Genomic DNA, 19,936 nt, shown 5'->3' with positions numbered 1-19,936 from the left:
GCGCCTTGCATTCCCTGCACCCCCTGCATGCTCGGGGTAGTCTGCGAGGGCGGATTTTGCCGTGGTGGCGCAGATGGCTGTTGCGCGGCAGCAAGCGAATTCAGTAAAGCCAGACCGGCTGGTAACAGAAACAGTCTGAATTTTCGTTTCATGAGGGTCCTTTCGATAATCGTTTGTAACGGCTCAGCGAGTTTTGCTGTATCATGACTTTGCCGTATCGAAGCTCCGCCTATTGAAGGCCTTCCAGGGCCGTTCTACCTCGCTTCATCTCGAAGTTCCACTTCCAGATCTCATAAACCGGTGGATAGACCAGCAACTCCAGGATGAAGCTGGTGACGAGGCCACCCACCATGGGGGCGACCACTCGCTTCATCATGTCGGCGCCGGTTCCCACCGACCACATGATCGGCATCAGCCCCATGAATGCGGCTGCGACCGTCATCATCTTCGGACGGATGCGTTTCACGGCGCCGTGGACGATTGCCTCCCGGAGGTCCTCGCGCGTCTTCAGCCGCCCGGCCCGCTCCGCGTCGTGATAGGCAAGATCGAGGAACAGCAGCATGAACACGCCGGTCTCGGCGTCGAGCCCCATCAGCGCAATCATCCCCACCCAAGTGGCGATGGAGACGTTGTAGCCGAGCAGATAGAGGAGCCAGACGGCCCCGATGCCGGAGAACGGCACGGCCAGAAGAACGATTCCGGCCTTCACCCCCGACTTGGTGTTGAGGTACAGGAGCATGAAGATCAGGAACACCGTGAGGGGAACCACGACCTTCAGGCGCTCGCGCACTCGCAGGACGTTTTCGTACTGACCGCTCCACTGGACCGAGTAGCCCGTCGGGACGGAGACCTTTTCCGCCACGCGCCTTTTCGCCTCCTCGACGTAGCTTCCGACGTCGCGTCCGGCAAGGTCCACGTAGACGTACCCACAGAGCAAGCCGTTTTCGTCTCGGATCATGGACGGGCCGGACGTCATGCGAATGTCCGCGACTTGCGCGAGCGGAATCTGCGATCCCGAGGGAGTCGGGACCAGGACCCTCTGCAGGGCCTCGAGGTTGTCCCGCAACTCCCGCGCGTAGCGGACGTTGACGCTGTAACGCGCGCGACCTTCCACGACGGTGGTGACCGTGTCGCCGCCGATGGCCGATTGGATGACTCTCTGGGCGTCCTCCACCGTCAGGCCGTAGCGGGCGAGATCTCCGCGCCGCAGGTCGAAGTCGAGGTAGTAGCCGCCCGCCGTCCGCTCCGCGAACAGGCTGCGGGTGCCGCGCACGTCGCGCAGCGCGGCTTCCACTTCGCTGCCGATCCGCTCGATCACCGTGAGATCCGGGCCGAAGATCTTGAGTCCTACCGGCGTGCGGATCCCGGTGATGAGCATGTCGGTCCGGTTCCTGATCGGCATCGTCCAGATGTTGGGCACTCCCGGGAAGCGCAGCTTGCGGTCCAGCTGGTCCACGAGCTCTTCCCGGGAGATCCTGTCCCACCAAAGACGGCGTAGGGGCTTCTGCAGCCACTCGGGCCAGTCCGAATAGAACCGTTTCACTTTGCGCCACTGGTCGTGGGGCTTGAGCAGGATGGTCGTCTCGAACATCGAAAGCGGAGCCGGATCGGTCGCCGTGTCGGCGCGGCCGGCCTTGCCGAACACCCGGATAACCTCCGGCACTTCCCGGATCATCTCGTCCATGGTCTGGACCAGCTTCTCCGCCTCGGTGACCGAGAGACCCGGCACGGTGGTGGGCATGTAGAGCAGCGATCCCTCGTCGAGCGGCGGCATGAACTCGGAGCCGAGCTGAAAGTAGACGGGGATCGTCATCGCGATCAGCAGGGTCGCCACGCCCACGGTCATCCACGGAAACCTCAGCACCAGCCGGCAGGCGGGCTCGTAGACCCGAAACAGGAACCGGCTGATGGGATGCCTCTCCTCGGGATGGTAGGTCCCCACCACGGTCTGGTTGGCGATCCAGGCAAGCCACCGCGGGCGGAATTCCATCCGATCCATCCGGGTGAAGAGCATGCGCATGGCCGGGTCCAGCGTGATCGCCAGCAGGGCCGCTATGGCCATGGCGAAGTTCTTGGTAAAGGCCAGTGGCTTGAAAAGGCGCCCCTCCTGGTCCACCAAGGTGAAGATCGGCAGGAAGGCGACGGCGACGACCAGAAGGGAGAAGAAGACCGAGGGGCCCACCTCTTTCAACGCCTGCAGCCGGATGGCGTGGTAGTCCCCTTGTCGCCCTCCCGCCTCCCATAGCTGAAGCTTCTTGTAGGCGTTTTCCACCTCCACGATGGCCCCGTCCACCAGGACGCCGATGGAGATGGCGATGCCGGCCAGGGACATGATGTTGGAGGTGATCCCCAGAGCATGCATCGGGATGAAGGCCAGAAGGACCGCGACCGGAATGGTGACGATGGGAACGATGGCCGAGGGAATGTGCCAGAGGAAGATCAGGATCACCAGGCTGACGATGATCATCTCCAGCACCAGCTCTTCCCGCAGGTTGGCGATGGCGCGTTTGATGAGGTCGGAGCGGTCGTAAGTGGTGACCAGCTCGACGCCTTCCGGGAACGAGGCCCAGACGCTCTCGATCCGCTCCTTCACTCGGTTGATGACGTTGAGGGCGTTCTCGCCTTGGCGCATCACGACGATCCCCCCCACCGTGTCCCCCAGCCCGTCAAGATCGACGACACCCCGCCGGATGTCGGGGCCCAGCTCGACCTTCGCCACGTCCCGCACCAAGATTGGCGTACCGCTCCCGTTGTCGCCGACGACGATCTGCTCGAGATCGGTCGTCGTGCGCGCATACCCTCGCCCACGCACCATGTACTCGGCGCCCGAGAACTCCACCAGGCGCCCACCCACGTCGCTGTTCCCCTGTCGGATCGCCTCCACGACGCGGGCCAGCGGAATGCGGTACGCCGCCAAGGCGTTGGGGTTCACATTGACTTGGTACTGCTTCTGGAACCCGCCGATGGAGGCGACCTCGGCGACCCCCGGGACGCTCTGTATCAGGTACCGGAGCGTCCAGTCCTGGAAAGAACGCAGCTCGGCCAGGTCATGTTTCCCCGAGCGGTCCAACAGCGCGTATTGGTAAACCCACCCCACGCCGGTGGCATCGGGGCCGATTTCGGTGCGCACTCCTTCGGGAAGGCGCGGCAGGATCTTGCTGAGATACTCCAGCGTCCGGCTGCGGGCCCAGTAGAGATCGGTGCCATCCTCGAAGATGACGTAGACGTAGGAAAAGCCGAAATCGGATAACCCGCGGATCGCCTTCACGCGCGGCGCGCCCAGCAACGCCGCGATGATGGGATACGTCACCTGGTCCTCGAGAATGTCGGGACTCCGGTCCCAGCGCGAATAGACGATGACCTGCGTGTCCGAGAGGTCGGGGATGGCGTCCAGCGGGACGTTGGTGACGGCGTAGACGGCCCACACCACCGCCACCGCGGTCAAGACCAGGATGAGAAATCTGTTGTGAGCCGAGAACTCGATGATCCGCTCGACCATGATGCGTCCCTCAGTGCCGGTGCGCCGGCGCCGTCGGCGTCGGCGTGGGCTGTGTTGAGGGGGCTGAAGCCGCTTCCAGGGCCGACTTGAGCTTTGACTCCGAATCCACCAGGAAATTGGCGGAGGTCACCACGCTCTCCCCTGCGCTTAGACCCTCGAGGATCTCCACGGCCTCGGGAAGTCGAAGACCTACTTTCACTATCCGCGGGTCGAAGTAACCTTCGCCCCGATCGACGAACACGATGTCCCGGGTCCCGGAGGAAAGGACTGCGCTCTCCGGCACGGTGAGGCGCTCGCCGAGGTCGCTCAGAATCTCGACGTCGGCATACATCTCGGGCTTCAGCTCGAGGTGAGGATTGGCGAATTCAATGCGGGCCTGCACGGTCCGAGTTGCGCCATCCAGGACCGGATAGACGAGGCTCACCCGCCCCGTGAAGGCCCTGCCGGGAAGGTAAGCAAGGGTCATCGTCGCTTTCTGCCCCACCTTCACGAACGGCAGCTCGTATTCGTAGACCGAGGCGAGGACCCAGACCCGGGAGAGATCCGCGACCTCCAGAAGTGCCATGCTCGGGTCGATCCTTTCCCCGTGCGTGACCTTGCGCTCCAGAACGATTCCCGAGAGCGGCGAATAAAGAATGACGGTGCGCGTTGGCACGCCCGTCTTCTCGAGCTTCTCGATCTGGCCGGGGGTCAGGTCGAAAAGGAGGAGGCGACGGCGGGAGCTCTCGACAAGCTCTTCCATGCGGCTTTTCGACGCCGGGGGCGCCCCTTTGGGGAGGCTCTGGCGGGCCTTGAGGGCGAGCAGGAACTCCTCCTGCGTGGCCAGAAGCTCGGGACTGTAGATCTGGAGTAGGGGTTGGCCCTTCACGACGGGTTCCCCAGTTGCATTCACCCTCAGCTCCTCGATCCACCCCTCGACTTTGGTGTGGACATGGTGGAGGCGGCTCTCGTCAATAGCGACTCGTCCCACCGTTCGGAGAGTGCGGGTGAGGGGAGAGCGCTTGGCGATCGTGGTTCGCACTCCGATGAGCTGACGCCGGCGCGACGGGATCTGGATCGGGGCAAGCCCTTCCACGCCTCCTTCGCCGGGCTCTTCCATTTCAACCGGAACCATCTCCATGCCCATGGAGTCCTTGCCAGGATGGTCGGAAACTTCGGAGGGGTTCATGGTCGAGCGGTAGAGCAGCCGCTTGCGAGGCGCCGGCGGCGGCCCCTGCGCCGGGGCCGGCTGAATCTCCGCTTCCGACTTCTCGGCCAGCACGAGGCGCATTCCGCAGATGGAGCAATTCCCCGGCTTGTCGGACTGGATCGTGGGGTGCATGGGGCAGTGGTACAGCGGCTTCGCGCTTGCTTTGGACGCGTGCGTTCCGGAAATCCCCCTCCCCACCCCGACATGGCCCAGAGAGCGGATCCCGACCAGGACCGCCACCGCGAGCAGCACGGTCGCGAACAGAATTACCCACCCACGGCTACCGGAGAGGCGCATGGCTACCTCCCGCGGCGTCGCCGCTTTCCGGCACGCGTACCAGGTCGCGACCGACGAGCGGCTCGAGCGCCGCCAGGGCCTGGATCCGCTCCGCCTCCAGGGAAATCTGGTCCTTGCGGGCATCCAGGAGCACCCTGAGATCGTTGAACAGATCCAGGACGCCGATTCGCCCCACGGCATAGGAGGCGCGTGCCGATTCCAGCGTGTTCGCCGCCTGGGGGATGATTCCCTGCTCGTAGAGCTCCAGCAGGCGCTCGGCGCCCTGGGCGCGCGCCGCCAGCTCGCGCACGGCGGATTGAGTACGGACCTGGCGATCCGCCAGGTCCTGCTGGGCGGCGGTTACGTCCGATTCGGCCTGCGCCACGGCCTGGGCCTGCTTGCGCGCCTTGTGCAGCGGAAGGCGCACGCCCAGCATTCCCATGACCATGGGATCCAGATCGCCGCGGTATTGGTAGCTGGCGGACCAGATGAAATCAGGCTTCAGCTCGAGTCGCGCCAGCTCCGCGCTGGCTTGCCGGCGGCGGACTTCCGCCTCGAGCGCGCCCACCCCGGGCGAGCCCGCCAGGGCGGCCTGCGCGAGCGCTTCCGCGTCCTCTCCGAGTGCCCCGCTGAGCGCAGCGGCCGCCGCGGGGCCGATGGGCGCGCCGGCGGCGCGTCCCACGGCGGCGTCGAGTCGGGCCTCGACTTCCAGGCGCTCCTGCGCCACCCGGGTCGATTCGGCCTCCAGCTTGAGGATCTCGGTCTGCGCCTTGAGAACGTTCTCCTGGATCCCCTGCCCCACCTCGTAGCGTCTCCGGGCGGTTTGTTCCACGGAGTCCAGCACACTTCGGATCTCATCCAGGATGGCCGCCGTGCCGTCCAGCCGCACCAGATCGGCGTAGGCGCTCTTGACGGCCGAGAGCACTTCGAGCCGTACCAGTGCCAGCTCCTTCTCCGCCGCCTGCGAGGAGCGCGACGCCGCTTCCCCCGCTTGCCGGCGTTTTCCCCGCGATCGGATTTCCTGGGTCCAGTTGAGGGAGAGCTGGGCGAATTCGCTCTCTCCCAGGGTGAACCGGGAGAGGCCGTCGTTGGTGTAGGCGACGCTGACCTCGGGATCCGGAGGAGCCTCTACCTGAGAAGGCGCGTGGCGCGCCGCTTCGAGTCGGGCCCGCGCGGCGCGGATCGCCGGGCTGTTCTCCTCCGCTTCCCGCAGAAGCGCAGCGGGGTTCGCCGAGGTCGGTTGCGCCGGCTCCATAGCCCATCCGGAGTGCGCCCAAAGGAGCAACACCGGAGACAGCATGATTCCTTTCATGGTGACGCCTCTCGCCCGGACGCGGACGAGGGCTCCGGTCGCCGGGCAAAAATGACTCAACGAAACTGGAAGGGAGCTAGAGGCGGAAGTATCGTCTCAGCAGAGCAGTGAGGCGTTCAGGATGAACAGCGGAGGAGAGGAATCAGGCGGAGGCGAGGGAGTTGGCGAATGGCGCGGCGCGACGGCACCAAGAGCTTCATGGAACGAAACGTCGTCCGCGTGCGAGATGCCGGCTTCATCGCGTTGAGTGCCGTTGGCGACGGAGATTATGCGGCCCGGGTGCGGCTCAGTCGTCGAGGAGACTTTGAACTGGCAGCACGGGCTGGGGCCCATCGACTCGGAAGCTGCCGGCATCCACTTGCAGCACTCCATCATCTTGCTGCCGCACCCCGCGCAAAGAACCAGACCCCCGGCGACGGAGAAGATGAGAGAGACGGCGACGAGGACGGCTACAAGCCGGGAGGTGATTTGCATGCTCATAATCTACATTTTTCAGAGACCTGAGACAAGCCAAAGAACTGACAGGCTGGCGATGCAAATGGCAGCCCACCCAGGTTGACGAAGCATCTCCAACCCTTTCCGAGCGGGCAGAGCGAGCCTGCCTAAAGTGACCTGAAGGCGACGCCTCGAACCGGCGACGCCAAACGCCGACTCCGTACGGTAGCCAAGATGCGTCCCTACGTCCTTCGGGCAACCTCGGCGGCCACGCGCATGGCGTCCCCGACGCAGTCGGGAATGCCGATTCCCCGGAAGCCGCTGCCGGTCAGATGGATGTTGAGGGCCGGATCCAGCATCGACTCGATCTCGCGGACCCGCGCTTCGTGGCCGACCTCGTAGATGGGATTGGCGAGCGGCCAGCGGTAGACGGCCGAGAGAACCGGCGGATCGGGCATCCCCATCAGATCGGCGACCTCCTCGCGGGCAATCCGGACGAGGGCGCTGTCGTCGTTCTGCAGGATCGCCCCGTTCTTCCCCCCCAGAAAGCATCGCAGCAGCAGGTCCCCGTCGGGAGCGCGTCCCGGGAACTTCCTCGACGACCAGGTGCAGGCGAGGATCCTCCGGCTCTCGCCGCGGGCGATCACGAAGCCCGTGGCGTCGAGCGCGACCCGCGCGGCCGGGCGCCGGTATCCGAGGGAGACCGTGGCGGTGGAAAGGGTCGTGATCCGGGCGATCTTCTCGGCCAGCGCCGGGGAGAGTCCCCGGAGGACGCCGGCGCAGTCGGGAGGCGGCATCGCCAGGACGACGGCGTCGGGCTCCAGCACTTCCCGGTTGGTGATCACCTTCCGCGGGCCCTCGATCCTCTCGACGCGGACGCCGGTCCGAAACTCGACTTGGGGCATCGCATCGCGCAGGCAGTCGATCAGCTCCGCCATGCCTCCCGCGAAGGTCCGGAACGGGCTGCCGGCGCCCGCCCCGGCGTGACTCTTCGCCCCGCTTGCCTGACGGCGGAAGGCGAGGATGAGGCTCCGGTGCTCGCGCTCCATCTCCAGCAGGCGCGGAAAGGTCGACCGGAGGCTCAGACGATCGGCTTCCGACAGGAAGATCCCCGCCAGGATGGGCTCGGCGATCTTGTCCACCGCCTCCTGCCCGAGCCGCCGCCTCACGAAGGATCCGAGCGATTCGTCCTCCTGCTCCTTGCCGCGCGGCAACAGGAGGTCCATCCCCATGCGGATCTTCCCCGGCCATGAAAAAAGCCGGCTGCGAAGGAGAGGCAGCAGCTTCGTCGGGGCGGTGAGCATGACGCCGGGCGGAAGAGGCTCGAGCCCGCGCCGCGCCAGGATGTAGACCTTCCGATTCGCCGGATCGGTCGGGATGAGCCGCTTCTCGATGCCGAGATCGCGGCAAAGCTGCAGGCCCCACGGCTTGATCAGGACGAAGGAGTCTGGCCCTCCTTCGATGAGAAATCCGTCCCGGACCTGCGTCGTGATGACGCCGCCGAGCCGGTCACGCGGATCGAGGACGGTGATGGCCAGGTCGGGGCGCTGGCGGCCGAGATAGAACGCGGTGGCGAGCCCCGAGATGCCGGCGCCGGCCACGAGGACTTTCTTCACGCGACCTCGCGCACCGCGTCGGCGAGGGCCTGTATCAGCAGCGGATGATCATTGAGCGACTCGCAGCGCTCGAGCTGAATTCCCATTTCACGGGCCGTCCCGCGGTGGAGGTGGTCCAGATCGTAGAGCACCTCGGCGTGGTCGCTGACGAAGCCGACGGGGGCCGCGAGCACCTTGCGGACGCCGCGGGAGCTCAGCTCCTTCAGCTTCGAGTCGACGTCGGGACCCCTCCACTTCAAAGGCGCGGTGCTGGCGCTCTGGTAGGCGAAGTCCCAGGGCGGCGTTGCGGGAAGGAGCCGGAGGATCCCCTCGCGCGTCTCCTGAAGGTGCCGCGGGTAGGGATCGTCGGGATCCTCCGGGACGCTGTGCGCCGTGAACAGCAGCATTTCCGGCGCGTGACGCGCCATGCCGGCGCGGATCCGCTCGACCCACGCCTCCAGGAAACGCGGCTGCCGGTGCCAGTGGTCGACGTGGAGGATCTTCCCTCGATAGGCCGCTTCCAGCGCGCGCTGGTACTCCCCCACGCTGAAGCGCGAATACTGCGGCGCCAGCGACAGGCTGACGATCGGCTCCGGCATTTCCCGGACGACGTCGGCGATGTAGGGATGCCAGTGCCGCATCCCGACCCGCACCGGGATTCCCAGCAGCTTCTCCAGCGCTGCGGCCTGGCGGCGCGAGATCTCCAGGAGGGGCGAGCGGCCGCCGAAGAGACGGTAGCGGTCCTGGAATTCCCGGACCGTCTCCTCGCGGACCGGCCGGCCCCGGAAAACCTCCTTGAGGAAATCGGCCATCTGATCGACCGACTCGACGCTCCCGTACGCCATGAGGAGGACCGACGATCCCATCCTTATCTCGCCTCCGCCCCGGACTCGCCGCTGCGCCAGGCCGTCCAGCCTTCGCGGGCGATCCAGGGGACCATGCACAGCGCCGCGGCCGGGTCGGCCCACCACCACCCGAGCGCAGCATTGAGGCTCAATCCCGCGAGCGTCGTCCCCGAAAGCCAGGCGCACGCCACCTGCTCGTGGGCGTCGGCCCGCAGCGCCGGGCTGTTCAGAGCCTTCGACAACTTGAGCTTCTCGCGCGCCAGAAAGGGCATGACCACCAGCGACAGCCCCGTGACGAGCATGCCGAGCGCGCTGGCGGCGGGCTCCTGCCGCATGACCAGCTGGCGCCCGGCCTCGACGACGATGCCGGCGGCCAGCAGCATCAGTAGCCCCCCCGCCCACCGGGACGCCCGATGCTCCGTCTGCTCCTCTTGCCGCGCCGTGCTTCCCCGGCGCGCCGACCTCAGCCGCCACCACAGCAGCGCCGCGCTCGTCACCTCGATCAGGGAATCGCCGCCGAATCCCAGCAGCGCGGCCGAGCCGGCGCCGAGGCCGGCGCCGACGACGATCATCCCTTCGACCGCGTTGTACGCGACGCTGATCGCCTCCAGCCGCTCTCCGCGACGCAGCAGCGCCGCCTTCCGATCCAGCGCCGGCGCGCGGCTTGCCGCCCGTTGCTTCACGCCGGGCCGCGCCGCCATCCGTCCCGGCCCTTCAAGCCGCCTGGATGGCGCCGGAGGGCGCCACGGCGCGCAGCGCGGCGACGAAGCGCCGCATCTCTTCCGGCGTGCCGATCGAGACGCGCAGGTGGTTCGGCAGCGCCGCGAACCGGCGGCCGACGAACACGCCGCGCTCTTTCAGGGCCGCAATCACCGGCGCCACGTCGGTGCCCAGGTCGATCATCACGAAATTCGCCTCCGACGGGATCGTGGCGCGCCGGTCCTTCTCCATCTCGGAGACCAGCCAGCGGCGCGTCCCGTTCATCTCGCGGCGGCACTTCGACGCGTGTCCGGCGTCTTGCAAGGTGGCGAGCGCCGCCTCCAGCACGGCGGCGTTGGCGTTGCTCCAGAGACGATGCGCGCGCAGCGCCTCGACGACCTCGTGGGCGCCGACGCCGTATCCCAGACGCATTCCCGCCAGGCCGTGGATCTTGGAGAAGGTCCGGACGACGAGCAGGTTCGGCAGCTTCCCCATCCATTCGAAGGCGGAGGCGTAGCGCTCGTCCTCGACGAAGTGGTGATACGCCTCGTCCACCAGGATCACGGCGCCCCGGGGGACGCGCTCGAAGAAGGCGCCCATCTCGTCCCGCGTGACGATGGTGCCGGTCGGATTGTTCGGATTGCACAGGTAGATCAGACCGGTGGCCTCGCTGCAGGCCGCGGCCATCTTCGGCAGGTCGTGCCGGTGATCCCCGGTGAGGGCAATCTTGACGGCGTCGGCGCGGGTCACGCGGGCGAACGCGAGCACCGCCTCGAAGGTCGGCTCGGCGACGACGACGTTCCGGCCGGCGCCGAGAAAGGCCATGTCGGCCATCCTCAAGAGCTCCCCCGAGCCGCAGCCCAGCACCACGTTCTCGGCGCCCACGCCATGGAGCCGGGCGAGCGCTTCGGAAACCTCGTCCTCCAGGGCGTCGGGGTACCTCGCCGAGACCTGCTGCGAGCGGGTCATCGCCTCGAGGGCCTTCGGCGACGGCCCATAGGGGTTCTCGTTGGAGTCGATCCGGACCGCCTTCGCCGGCGTCGCGGCGCCCGGCCGCGCGGCCGAGGCCGCGGGAGTCTTGGCGGCGATGCGGATCGGCACGGCGCACGCCCCCAGGGCGGCTCCGACGGTGCGGACGAAGCGGCGGCGTGATGGAAGCGAAGGGCTCATCGTTCCCTCCGAAGTGGCGGCCGCCGCGCCGAGCAAAGGGGGCGAAGCGGGCGTTTGAAGAGCCGCTAATTGACGTTCTTGAGAACGGCCAGGAGGAACTCCCAGAATCTCCCGACGCTGCCGATGAAGATCTTCTCATCGGGCGAGTGGACCCCTTCGAGCGTCGGCCCGAAGGAGACCATGTCGATCCCGGGGTACTTTTCTCCGATGATGCCGCACTCGAGGCCGGCGTGGATCGCCTTTACCTCCGGGTCCTTGCCGTACAGCTCCCGGTAAGTCGTCTTCGCGATCTTCAGGATCGACGAATCGAGGTCCGGCTTCCACCCCGGATACCTTTCGGTGAAGACCGGCTTCGCCCCTCCCAGCTCGAAGATGATCCCGACGCGCTGCACGATCTCCTCGATCTCGGAGGCGACGGAGCTTCTCTGGCTCGTCGTCACCTCGACCGTCGCGCCGCGCGTCCGCGCGATGGCCAGGTTCGTGGAGGTCTGGACCAGCCCCGGGATGTCGGCGCTCATCTTCGTGACTCCGTGCGGCAGGGCCGCCACCGTCCGGCAGATCCGGCGCGCGTCGGCATCCTTCAGCACCCGCGCCTTCTTCGGAGCCTCCGCCTTCTCCAGCCGGACCTCGAGGTCGGGGTCGACGGTGAACACCTCCGCCCGGCAGGCCTCCCTCAGCCTCTCGACGATCGCCTTGGCCTTCCTGAGGGACGATTCGGGCACGTAGAGCAGCGCTTCGGCCTCGCGCGGGATGGCGTTGCTCTTGTTGCCCCCTTCGATCCGGGAGATCCGAACGCCCGCGTCCAGCAGGGCCAGGAGGACGCGGTTCAGGATCTTCAGCGAATTGCCCCGCCCCTTGTCGATCTCGAGGCCGGAGTGCCCTCCTTTGAGCCCTCTGACGTGCAGCATCATGGGAAGAGCGCCCCGCGGGGCGTTCTGGAGCGCCACGGACCAACGGCCGGCCGTGGTGCAGCCGCCGGAGCACCCCACGTACAAGGCCCCTTCCTCTTCGGAGTCGAGGTTCATCAGCCGCCGGCTCTTCAGAAAGCCCGGCGCGAGGTTGTTGGCGCCGGTGAGCCCGGTCTCCTCGTCGACCGTGAAGAGGAACTCGAGCGGCCCGTGCACGAGGCTCCGGTCCGCCATGATCGCCAGGTTCGTGGCCACGGCGATCCCGTTGTCGGCCCCCAGGGTCGTGCCGTTCGCCATGAGCGTGTCGCCTTGGCGCACGATCTCGATCGGGTCCTTCTCGAAATCGTGCGTCTTGTTCTTGTTCTTCTCGCAGACCATGTCGAGGTGCCCCTGCAGGCAGACGCTCGCGACCCGCTCCCGGCCGGACGCGGCCGGCTTGCGCACCACCACGTTCATGAACTTGTCCTGCTTCGCTTCCAGGCCGAGCTCCTTCGCTTTCGCCATAACGTAGCCGGCGATCTGCTTCTCGTTCTTCGAGCCGCGGGGAATCCTGCTAATCTCCCGGAAGTACTTCCACACCCCTTCCGGCTTCAGACCCTGGATGGCGTCGGGCATACCGTCCTCCGGATTTCGACTCGCAGCGATAGAAGGCCGCTATTATGGCACTTCGCCGCGTCAATCTGCTAGCATCGCACCCCGATGATCTCGACGCTGCGTGAATTCCTCTCGGAGCTGTTCCACAAGTATCGCCAGGACCACGTCTCGATCATGGTCTCGAGCCTGGCCTACTACACCTTCTTCTCCTTCTTTCCGCTCCTCCTGCTCGTCGTCTCCGCGCTCGGAATCCTGTTCGGGATGGGAGGGGAGTACGCCAAGATCTCGGCCGACATCCTCGGATTGCTGCCGTTCAGCTCGGAGTATCTCCGCCGGTCGCTCGACGGGATCCTCCGGGCCCGGCGGAGCCTCGGACTGTTCGGGACGCTGTTCCTGATTTGGGGCGCCAGCGCCGCCTTCGACATGCTCCAGCAGATCCTGAACCGGATTCATCACGCGCCGAAGATGAGGCCTCTCTGGCGCCGCCGCCTTCTCGGGATTCTGCTGGCGATCATCATGCTCCTGTTCATCCCGCTTTCGCTGGGATTCACGAGCCTGCGCCCCGTGCTGGTCCGCGCCCTGATCCACCACACCTTCCTGCCGACCGCCTGGGAGCCGGCGGTGCTCACGCTGTGCACCGTCGGACTGGGGGTGCTCTTCAATTTCATGCTCTTCCTGACGCTTTATCTGTTCGGGCCGACGGTCCGCCGCAGGATTTCGCGCATCTGGGTGGGGGCGCTGGTCGCGGGCGCGTTCTGGGAGGCCACCAAATATCTCTTCGCGTCCTACCTCACGTCGCTCTCGACCGGCAAGATGCTGTACGGGTCGATCGGCTCGGTCATCGCCGTCCTTCTCTGGCTCCACGTCTCGGCGACGCTCTTCGCTCTCGGGGCGGAAGTGAATTCGGTCCTGGCGATGCGCCGGGACCGCCATCCGCCCGCAACGCATTAATAGTGTTGCGTCCCAGAAATCCCGTTACGTACGGACGTCGATCCATCCCGGCTGGCTGCGTTGCGCCGTCGCTTGCGTACCACTTTGGGTACGCGGCACTCCGGCGCGTCTTGCGATCCGGGCGCCTCGACGTCCTCGTTGTTAACGCGATTTCTGAAACGCAACACTAAATAGCGGTCGATGATTCTGGAACATCGACCCACACTCTCGACCCTGAGCTTCGCCGGAAGCTACCTGGATTCAAGAGGGGCCATCTCCGGAGAGCGGTCCCGGCGCCGGTTCCGTCGCGCGGACCTCTCCAGCATGAGGGACGCCATTTCAAGTGATCTTGTTTCAGTAAGTTACGATGATCCCGAATCACTGACTTCTATTTAGTTGCCGGATGCTTCGCGGAAGCGATTCACCACGAAGTCATGATCGAGGAAGGCGAGGAACCAGCCGACCCGCGGGCCGCGGAGCGTTCCGAGCAGGGCGAGGTAGATCGCCTGAAACGCCTCGGCCGGCTTGAGCGACATCTCTCCCGCGAGGGCGTACACGGCCTGGTGGATCTCCTCCGCCTTCATCCCGGGCTTCAACCGATCGGCGGCCGCCGAGAGGAAGCGCCTCTGCGGCTCGGTGAGCCGCGCGGCTTCGGCGGGAAGCGCCGGCTTGAGCGTGAACTTCATCTCCTCGGGCGCGAATTCCTCCAGCCAGCGCCGGGCGTACTCCGCGCGGCCGCGCAGCGCCTCTTCGTCCTGGACCTCGTAGCCGCCGCGGCGCAGGATCTCCTTCACCTGCCCGAAGTCGAAGTTGGCCATCTGCACCACGCTCACCAGATGCTTGAACGGGACGCCCACCGGCTTGTAGTCCGACGCGCGGCACAGCGCCAGCGCCCGGAGATCGCGGCCGGCCGACTCGACGTCGTCGTACTCATCCACCAGGGCGAGCAGCGGCAGCCCCGGATCGAACGCGATCGTCCTCGCCGGCGGCGTCCGGACGATCAGGTAGCGCAGCACCTCGGGCGGCACGACCCGCAGCATCCGGTCGATCGAGAGGACGTTCCCCTTGGAAGAGGACATGTCGCCCTTCCCCTTCAGGCTGATCCATTCGTAGGTGATCGGATAGGGAGGCTCCCCGCCTAAGACCTCCTTGACGATCCGGCGGCCGGTATCGTAGGAGCCGCCTGCGGTAGCGTGATCCTTCCCGAAGGGCTCGATCGTGACTCCCAGGATTTTCCATCGCGCCGGCCAATCGACGCGCCAGGTCAGCTTGCCGCCTCCGGCCATGGGGATCGTCCCCTTCGATCCGCAGCCGCAGCGGTAGTCGATCGTCCCGGCGGACTCCGAGTAGCCGGTCACCTCCGTCTCGGTGATCCGGCCGCACGCGGGACACAGGGGATCGAAGGGGGACCAGCCGGGATCGATCTGCTTGCCGGTCATCTCGTGCAGGATCCGGGCGATCGCGTCGCGTCCCTTGAGCGCGGCGACGATCATCGGGTTCATCCTCCCCGATTTGTAGAGCTGATCGCCGCGGAAGACCCGCACCTCAATCTTCAGCTCCTGCAGCGTCGCGAGGAAAGGAAGCAGGAAGTGCTCGCCGTAGTCGGCGTGCGCCCCGCAGGGACAGGGGATCTCCGAGAGAGGCTTGCCGACGTGCGGCGCGTAGACCTCCGGATCGAGGAAGGGATACACGCGCCGCAGCGGGTCGAAGTTGTCGGCGACGTAGTGGAAACCCACGTCGCTCCGGCGCTCCCTCAAGGCGCGGTAGACCACGTCGGCCGTCATGACCTCGCGCAGGTTTCCGAGGTGGATCGATCCGGAGGGCGAGATGCCGGTGGAGATCTCCTGCGAACCGGGCCGGTCCGCGAGCCGGTCGGCGATCTCGTCGGCCCAGTGCCGCCCGGCAGGCGCCTGCGTCATGAGCGCGGGCCTTCGCGAGGGGAGACTTCGATCGCCACCGCCTCGAACATGACTTTGACCTCGTCCTTCATCTTGAAGAACAGGAACCTCGGGATTGGAATCGCGTAATCGGTCAGCCGCAGCGTCGTCTCCCCGGTGACGCGCAGCACTCCCCCCGTGCGCGCCGCCTTCACGACGAGAGCGACCGGATGCTCCACTCCATGGAGCGAGAGCGTGCCTTCCACGCTCAGCTCCTGGGTCTCTCCCGCTCGCAGGGTCGGCGTGATCGCCGCGATCTTCGACGATCGAAAGGCGATGAACGGGTACCGCGCCGCCTCCAGGTGGGTCTCGCGCATCTTCCGATCCCGCACCTTGTTCCCGGTTTCGAGGCTCGCCGAGGCCAGGCGAAACTTGACGGCCGCCGCCCGGGAGAGGTCTTCCGGATCGAAAGTGACCTCGCCGCTCATCTCATGGGAGACGCCGTGGACGACGTGCGTCGTGGCGTCGGCATCGAAGCGGACGGTGCTCCTCGAGGGCTCGAACCGGAAACGGGCCACCGCCGGAGCCGGCGACGTAGCCGGCGCCGCGGGGGCGGCGCTCGCGAGCCAGGCCGCCGCCGTCCAGGCGGTCACGGCGCGCCGGGTGACGCGACGGCGCATGCTCCAGGACAAGATCGTTCTCCAGGAAGGGGATCCGGCGGCGCATCGTAACACAGGCGCGCGGCGCTTTCACCCGGCTGCCTACTGCCCGGCCGCCAGGGGTTTGACTCAGGACGCTCCCTACAGCGGATTCAGTGAATGCCTCATTGTCCGGCCCGCCGCCGCGAGCTAACGTAACACTGACAGTCGGCGATGAGACACTTGCCGCTCCATAGACGCTCGAATGTCTCGCCGGGCCGTTGACAATTCGGCTGTTGGATGCCAGAGAGGCCCGCGAAACCTCAATGTCACCCCTCCGGGGAGGTCGCGATGCACCGTCACCGTCCCGCGTTCTCAGCTCTCCTGGCGCTCCTCTTGCTTTCGGCACCCGCACTGAGCGCTGCGCCTCCGGCGGCGCCCGCCGATCCGGTCATGACGATCGGCGAGCTCGCCCTGCTGGTGGCGTGCCTCGCGGAGCCCGATCCGGCGCGCCGCGGCGCCATGACCTCCTCCGCGGCCGTCGCTTCCTTGCGCCGGGCCGGCCTCGAGCTCCACGGCGAGCCTGCCGATCCGCTGACCGAGGGGGAGATGTCCGCGTTCCTTCGCCAGGTTGGCATCACTCTGCTCACCGCTCACCCGGAGAGCCCCCTCTCGTCAAGCAAGACGGCGGCCATCCTCTCGACTTTCGGGAGCCTCCTCGCGCTGCGCGCCGCCGATCCCCGGATGGCGCTCGCTTCCATCAACCTGGGCAACCCGATCGGACCCGAGGATTTCAGCGACTGCGCCGCCCTGCCGACCGTCCCCGAGTGCCGCGCCTGCTGCTCGAGCCTCTCCGGCCTCCCCAATAACGCGTGCGGAAAGGCCTGCGGAAGGGCCCATGCCGCCCAGCAGGTGAGCGCCTCGGAGCCGACTCCCTGAGGCCTCGCGGTTCCTCGTCTCAAGCCGGCGGCGGGACTCCTTCCCCCTTTGCTTCGTCAGGCCAGCGTCCCGCGAGTCCCGGCGGGAATTGACGCAGCCCGAACAGGGTGACCGGATCCCGGCGGCGGTAGGAGATTGCCGCTCCCGTCACGAGCAGGATGAAGAAGGGGACGTACTCCACCAGCCGGATCCAGAGAGGCCGCGGGATCCCCTCCGCGACCGGAGCCGGATCGAGGTAGCTGAGCGGGACCAAGCCCGTCAGGAGAATCCACGCCGGGTTGGGACGCAGGACGAGGAAAGGGGCGATCCAGAGCAGGTACCAGGGATGCACCGTCGGGGACAGGAGCAGGGCCCATCCCAGGATCATGAACGTGCCGCGGATCGGATCGGCCTTCTTGCGGACCAGGACGAGCGCCAGCGCGGCGACCAGCCCGAGAGCGACGAGGCGCGCGCAATAGGCCGGGTAGGCGTAGGTGTACATCGGCAGCATCCACCGCGGGTAGCTGAACAGCTCGTGCAGCCATCCCACGCCTGCCTTCAGGACCTCGGTCGGGTCGAGGAACTCCAGGGCGGCCAGAATCAAGGCGAAGAGCGAGTCGTTGTGGCGCCACCGCTCCGCGTAGGCGCGCAATCCGCCGAACAAGGCGGCGCCGGCTCCCGCATAAGGAAGATAGACGGTCCCGAACAGGGCGAACGGCACGATGCGGAAGCGCGCCGGGACGCGCCGCAGCAGGACGGGAAATGCCAGGAACGGCACGAACTTGGCGCCCGCGGCGAGCCCGAGCGCGAGGGTTGACAGCAGGGATCGTTCTCCTATAATCAGGTGAATCGCCACGATGAGCAGCAGGACCGCCAGCACGTCGACGTGCCCATTGCCGGCGACTTCGGCGATCACGAGCGGGTTCCAGGCGTAAATCAGCAACTGCTCCCGCGGAATTCGCGTCCGGGCCAGGAGCTTGAGAAGGACCGCCAGCAGCGCCAGATCGCAGAGCGCGAGCGCCGATTTGATCGCCACGGCTGACTGTCGCACGGCCGCGACCAGGGCGAAAAGAAACTGGGCGACGGGCGGATAGATGGTAGGAATCTCCGGATGGTTGACGCGCGAAGAGATCTCATTGCGGAGCGGAGCCACCGCGGGGTCGCCGGGGGCGTAGCGGTAGGGATTGAGGCGCCCCGTGACCTGCACCCTTCCATCCCAGAGATACCGGTACAGATCGTCGGAGTAGAACGGCGCGGCGACCACGAGCGTCAGCCGGAAGAGCCCCGCCAGGGCGAGGGCCGCGCGCCATTGCGCGGCGTCCATACTTTGCCACGCGATGCCTCGCAGGGCGGCGAGATAGGCGACGAACAGCCCCAGCTGCAGCGCCACGCGCGCCGGAACCGACAAGCCCGGCGCCGCGAGAGCGGCGAAGCCCGCCTCCATCAGCAAACCGGCGACCAGCGGGCGGCGCAACAGGCGAAGCTCTCCACGAGGGCGAGGCGGATCCGGCGCGAGGCCGCTCACCGTCCGGCTCGCGGCGGCCCGACGATAGCACTCCCATGAACCTGCCCGCAATCGGAGTCCTCGTCCTGTACTTCCTCTGCATGGGACTCCTGGCGGTCTACGGTTTCCATCGTCTTGGCCTCGTCCTGCTCTGCCGCCGGCATCGCCGCCGGCCGTTTCCGGCGGCGCCCGGCCCTCTCGAGCTTCCCACGCTCACGGTGCAGCTGCCGCTTTACAACGAGATCTTCGTCGCCGAGCGCCTTCTCGACGCCGTCTGCGCGCTCGACTACCCGAAGGACCGTCTGGAGATCCAGGTCCTGGACGACTCCACCGACGGAACCGCCGATCTGTGCCGCCGGAAAGTCGAGGAGCACGCGGCGCGGGGGTTGCGAATCCGCCATCTGCGGCGCTCCTCGCGTGACGGCTACAAGGCGGGAGCCCTGGCGGCGGGGCTGCGGGAAGCCACCGGCGATCTGATCGCCATCTTCGACGCCGACTTCGTGCCGCCGGCCGATTTCGCCCGGCGCGCCGTGGCGCACTTCGAGGATCCTGCGGTGGGGATGGTCCAGGCGCGTTGGGGACACCTGAACCGCGATTACTCGACGCTCACCCGCGTGCAGTCGATCCTTCTCGACGGGCACTTCCTGGTCGAGCAGTCGGCGCGGAACCGCTCCGGGCGATTCTTCAACTTCAACGGAACGGCGGGGATCTGGAGGCGCTCCTGCATCGAGGCGGCGGGGGGATGGCAGCACGACACCCTGACCGAGGATCTCGACCTTTCCTACCGCGCGCAGCTCCTCGGATGGAGGTTCGTCTTCCTTCCGGACCTGGTCGCTCCCGCGGAGCTTCCCGTGCAGATCGGCGCCTTCATGAGCCAGCAGCACCGCTGGGCGAAGGGCTCGATCCAGACCGCCCTGAAAGTGCTGCCCCGCATCCTGCGAAGCCCGCTGCCGGGCCGCGTGAAGAGCGAGGCAGTGTTCCATCTGACCGCCAACTTCGCCTACGTCCTGATGACGATCGTCTCGATCCTCTTCTTTCCGGCCATGCTGGCGCGCCAAGGGATGCGCTGGAACTCGCTTCTGGGCCTCGACTTTCCGATCTTCCTCCTGGCCACGGGTTCGGTGGTCGCCTTCTATCTGTTCTCACAGCGGCAGGTCCGGCCGGAACGGCGAGGCTCGCTGCGCGATCTGCCGGTCCTGATGGCGGTGGGGGCGGGGCTGTGCCTCAACAACACGCGGGCGGTCCTGGAGGCGCTCGCCGGCCGCCGGACAGGCTTCGTCCGCACGCCGAAGCTGCGGGCCGAGGGGAAGGCGCTGCGGGGAGACACGCTCACCTATCCTGGCAGGCTCTCGGCTTTGATCGCGCTCGAGCTGGCCCTGGGCCTCTATTTCACCGGGGTCCTCGTCTACGCGATCACCCACCGGATCTACGCCTCGCTGCCGTTCGTTTTGCTCTTCCAGGCGGGCTACCTTTACACTTCGATCCTGGCCCTGATTCAGGCGGCGCGGCGCGTTCCATAGGCTCCGGTGACGGCGTTCTCCCGCCGA

General features: G+C 66.8%; 15 protein-coding genes. 4 read left to right on the top strand and 11 right to left on the bottom strand.

The genetic code is table 11. The features are described from left to right. Nucleotides 1-229: 229 nt before the first annotated feature. From VGR67_05280 to VGR67_05270, 3 genes are read right to left on the bottom strand one after another with little or no spacing between them, the layout of a single operon-like run. A complete protein-coding gene (locus VGR67_05280; protein HEV8335808.1) occupies nt 230-3,499 on the bottom strand; it encodes a CusA/CzcA family heavy metal efflux RND transporter in 3,270 nt (1,089 codons plus the stop codon). Between the two features lie 10 nt (nt 3,500-3,509). Next, nucleotides 3,510-4,985, bottom strand: coding sequence for an efflux RND transporter periplasmic adaptor subunit (locus tag VGR67_05275; protein ID HEV8335807.1), 1,476 nt, complete (start codon nt 4,983-4,985; stop codon nt 3,510-3,512). Beyond that, nucleotides 4,969-6,276 (bottom strand): TolC family protein, encoded by a 1,308-nt coding sequence (locus tag VGR67_05270; GenBank protein HEV8335806.1) that lies wholly within the window; start codon nt 6,274-6,276, stop codon nt 4,969-4,971. The genes VGR67_05275 and VGR67_05270 overlap by 17 nt, the downstream gene beginning before the upstream one ends. Nucleotides 6,277-6,444: 168 nt before the next feature. Here VGR67_05270 and VGR67_05265 point away from each other — a divergent pair, with 168 nt between their 5' ends. Next, nucleotides 6,445-6,780 (top strand): hypothetical protein, encoded by a 336-nt coding sequence (locus tag VGR67_05265; protein HEV8335805.1) that lies wholly within the window; start codon nt 6,445-6,447, stop codon nt 6,778-6,780. Nucleotides 6,781-6,953: 173 nt separating this feature from the next. Here VGR67_05265 and hemG read toward each other — a convergent pair whose 3' ends face one another. From hemG to VGR67_05240, 5 genes are all read right to left on the bottom strand, one after another. Beyond that, nucleotides 6,954-8,327, bottom strand: coding sequence for a protoporphyrinogen oxidase (hemG, locus tag VGR67_05260; GenBank protein ID HEV8335804.1), 1,374 nt, complete (start codon nt 8,325-8,327; stop codon nt 6,954-6,956). Further along, nucleotides 8,324-9,172, bottom strand: coding sequence for a ferrochelatase (gene hemH / locus VGR67_05255; GenBank protein HEV8335803.1), 849 nt, complete (start codon nt 9,170-9,172; stop codon nt 8,324-8,326). The genes hemG and hemH overlap by 4 nt, the downstream gene beginning before the upstream one ends. Nucleotides 9,173-9,174: 2 nt before the next feature. Further along, a complete protein-coding gene (locus VGR67_05250; protein HEV8335802.1) occupies nt 9,175-9,852 on the bottom strand; it encodes a cation transporter in 678 nt (225 codons plus the stop codon). A gap of 13 nt (nt 9,853-9,865) precedes the next feature. Continuing rightward, complete coding sequence (gene hisC / locus VGR67_05245) at nt 9,866-11,020, bottom strand: histidinol-phosphate transaminase (protein HEV8335801.1); 1,155 nt, start codon at nt 11,018-11,020, stop codon at nt 9,866-9,868. Nucleotides 11,021-11,085: 65 nt separating this feature from the next. Then, nucleotides 11,086-12,543 carry an aminoacyl-histidine dipeptidase gene (locus VGR67_05240; protein HEV8335800.1) on the bottom strand — a complete coding sequence of 486 codons (1,458 nt, stop codon included), beginning with the start codon at nt 12,541-12,543 and terminating at the stop codon, nt 11,086-11,088. An 84-nt stretch (nt 12,544-12,627) separates the two neighbouring features. Here VGR67_05240 and VGR67_05235 point away from each other — a divergent pair, with 84 nt between their 5' ends. Further along, the gene (locus tag VGR67_05235; GenBank protein HEV8335799.1) at nt 12,628-13,473 is read left to right on the top strand and encodes a YihY/virulence factor BrkB family protein; all 846 of its coding nucleotides are present in this window, start codon (nt 12,628-12,630) and stop codon (nt 13,471-13,473) included. A 371-nt stretch (nt 13,474-13,844) separates the two neighbouring features. Here VGR67_05235 and lysS read toward each other — a convergent pair whose 3' ends face one another. Next, nucleotides 13,845-15,371, bottom strand: coding sequence for a lysine--tRNA ligase (gene lysS / locus VGR67_05230; GenBank protein HEV8335798.1), 1,527 nt, complete (start codon nt 15,369-15,371; stop codon nt 13,845-13,847). Then, a complete protein-coding gene (locus VGR67_05225; protein HEV8335797.1) occupies nt 15,368-16,021 on the bottom strand; it encodes a YceI family protein in 654 nt (217 codons plus the stop codon). Before VGR67_05225 ends, lysS begins: the two co-directional genes overlap by 4 nt. A 297-nt stretch (nt 16,022-16,318) precedes the next feature. Between VGR67_05225 and VGR67_05220 the strand changes: the two genes are divergently transcribed. Next, nucleotides 16,319-16,906 (top strand): hypothetical protein, encoded by a 588-nt coding sequence (locus VGR67_05220; protein ID HEV8335796.1) that lies wholly within the window; start codon nt 16,319-16,321, stop codon nt 16,904-16,906. Nucleotides 16,907-16,925: 19 nt separating this feature from the next. Here VGR67_05220 and VGR67_05215 read toward each other — a convergent pair whose 3' ends face one another. Next, entirely contained in the window at nt 16,926-18,359 is a 1,434-nt protein-coding gene (locus VGR67_05215) for a glycosyltransferase 87 family protein (GenBank protein ID HEV8335795.1), read from the bottom strand. A gap of 86 nt (nt 18,360-18,445) precedes the next feature. Here VGR67_05215 and VGR67_05210 point away from each other — a divergent pair, with 86 nt between their 5' ends. Then, nucleotides 18,446-19,909 carry a cellulose synthase family protein gene (locus VGR67_05210; protein ID HEV8335794.1) on the top strand — a complete coding sequence of 488 codons (1,464 nt, stop codon included), beginning with the start codon at nt 18,446-18,448 and terminating at the stop codon, nt 19,907-19,909. Nucleotides 19,910-19,936 lie beyond the last annotated feature (27 nt).

Source organism: Candidatus Polarisedimenticolia bacterium (genome assembly GCA_036004685.1).
GTDB lineage: Bacteria > Acidobacteriota > Polarisedimenticolia > Gp22-AA2 > AA152 > DASYRE01.
Note: the sequence above shows the minus strand (reverse complement) of the source record. Positions and strands in the feature narration are given on the sequence as shown.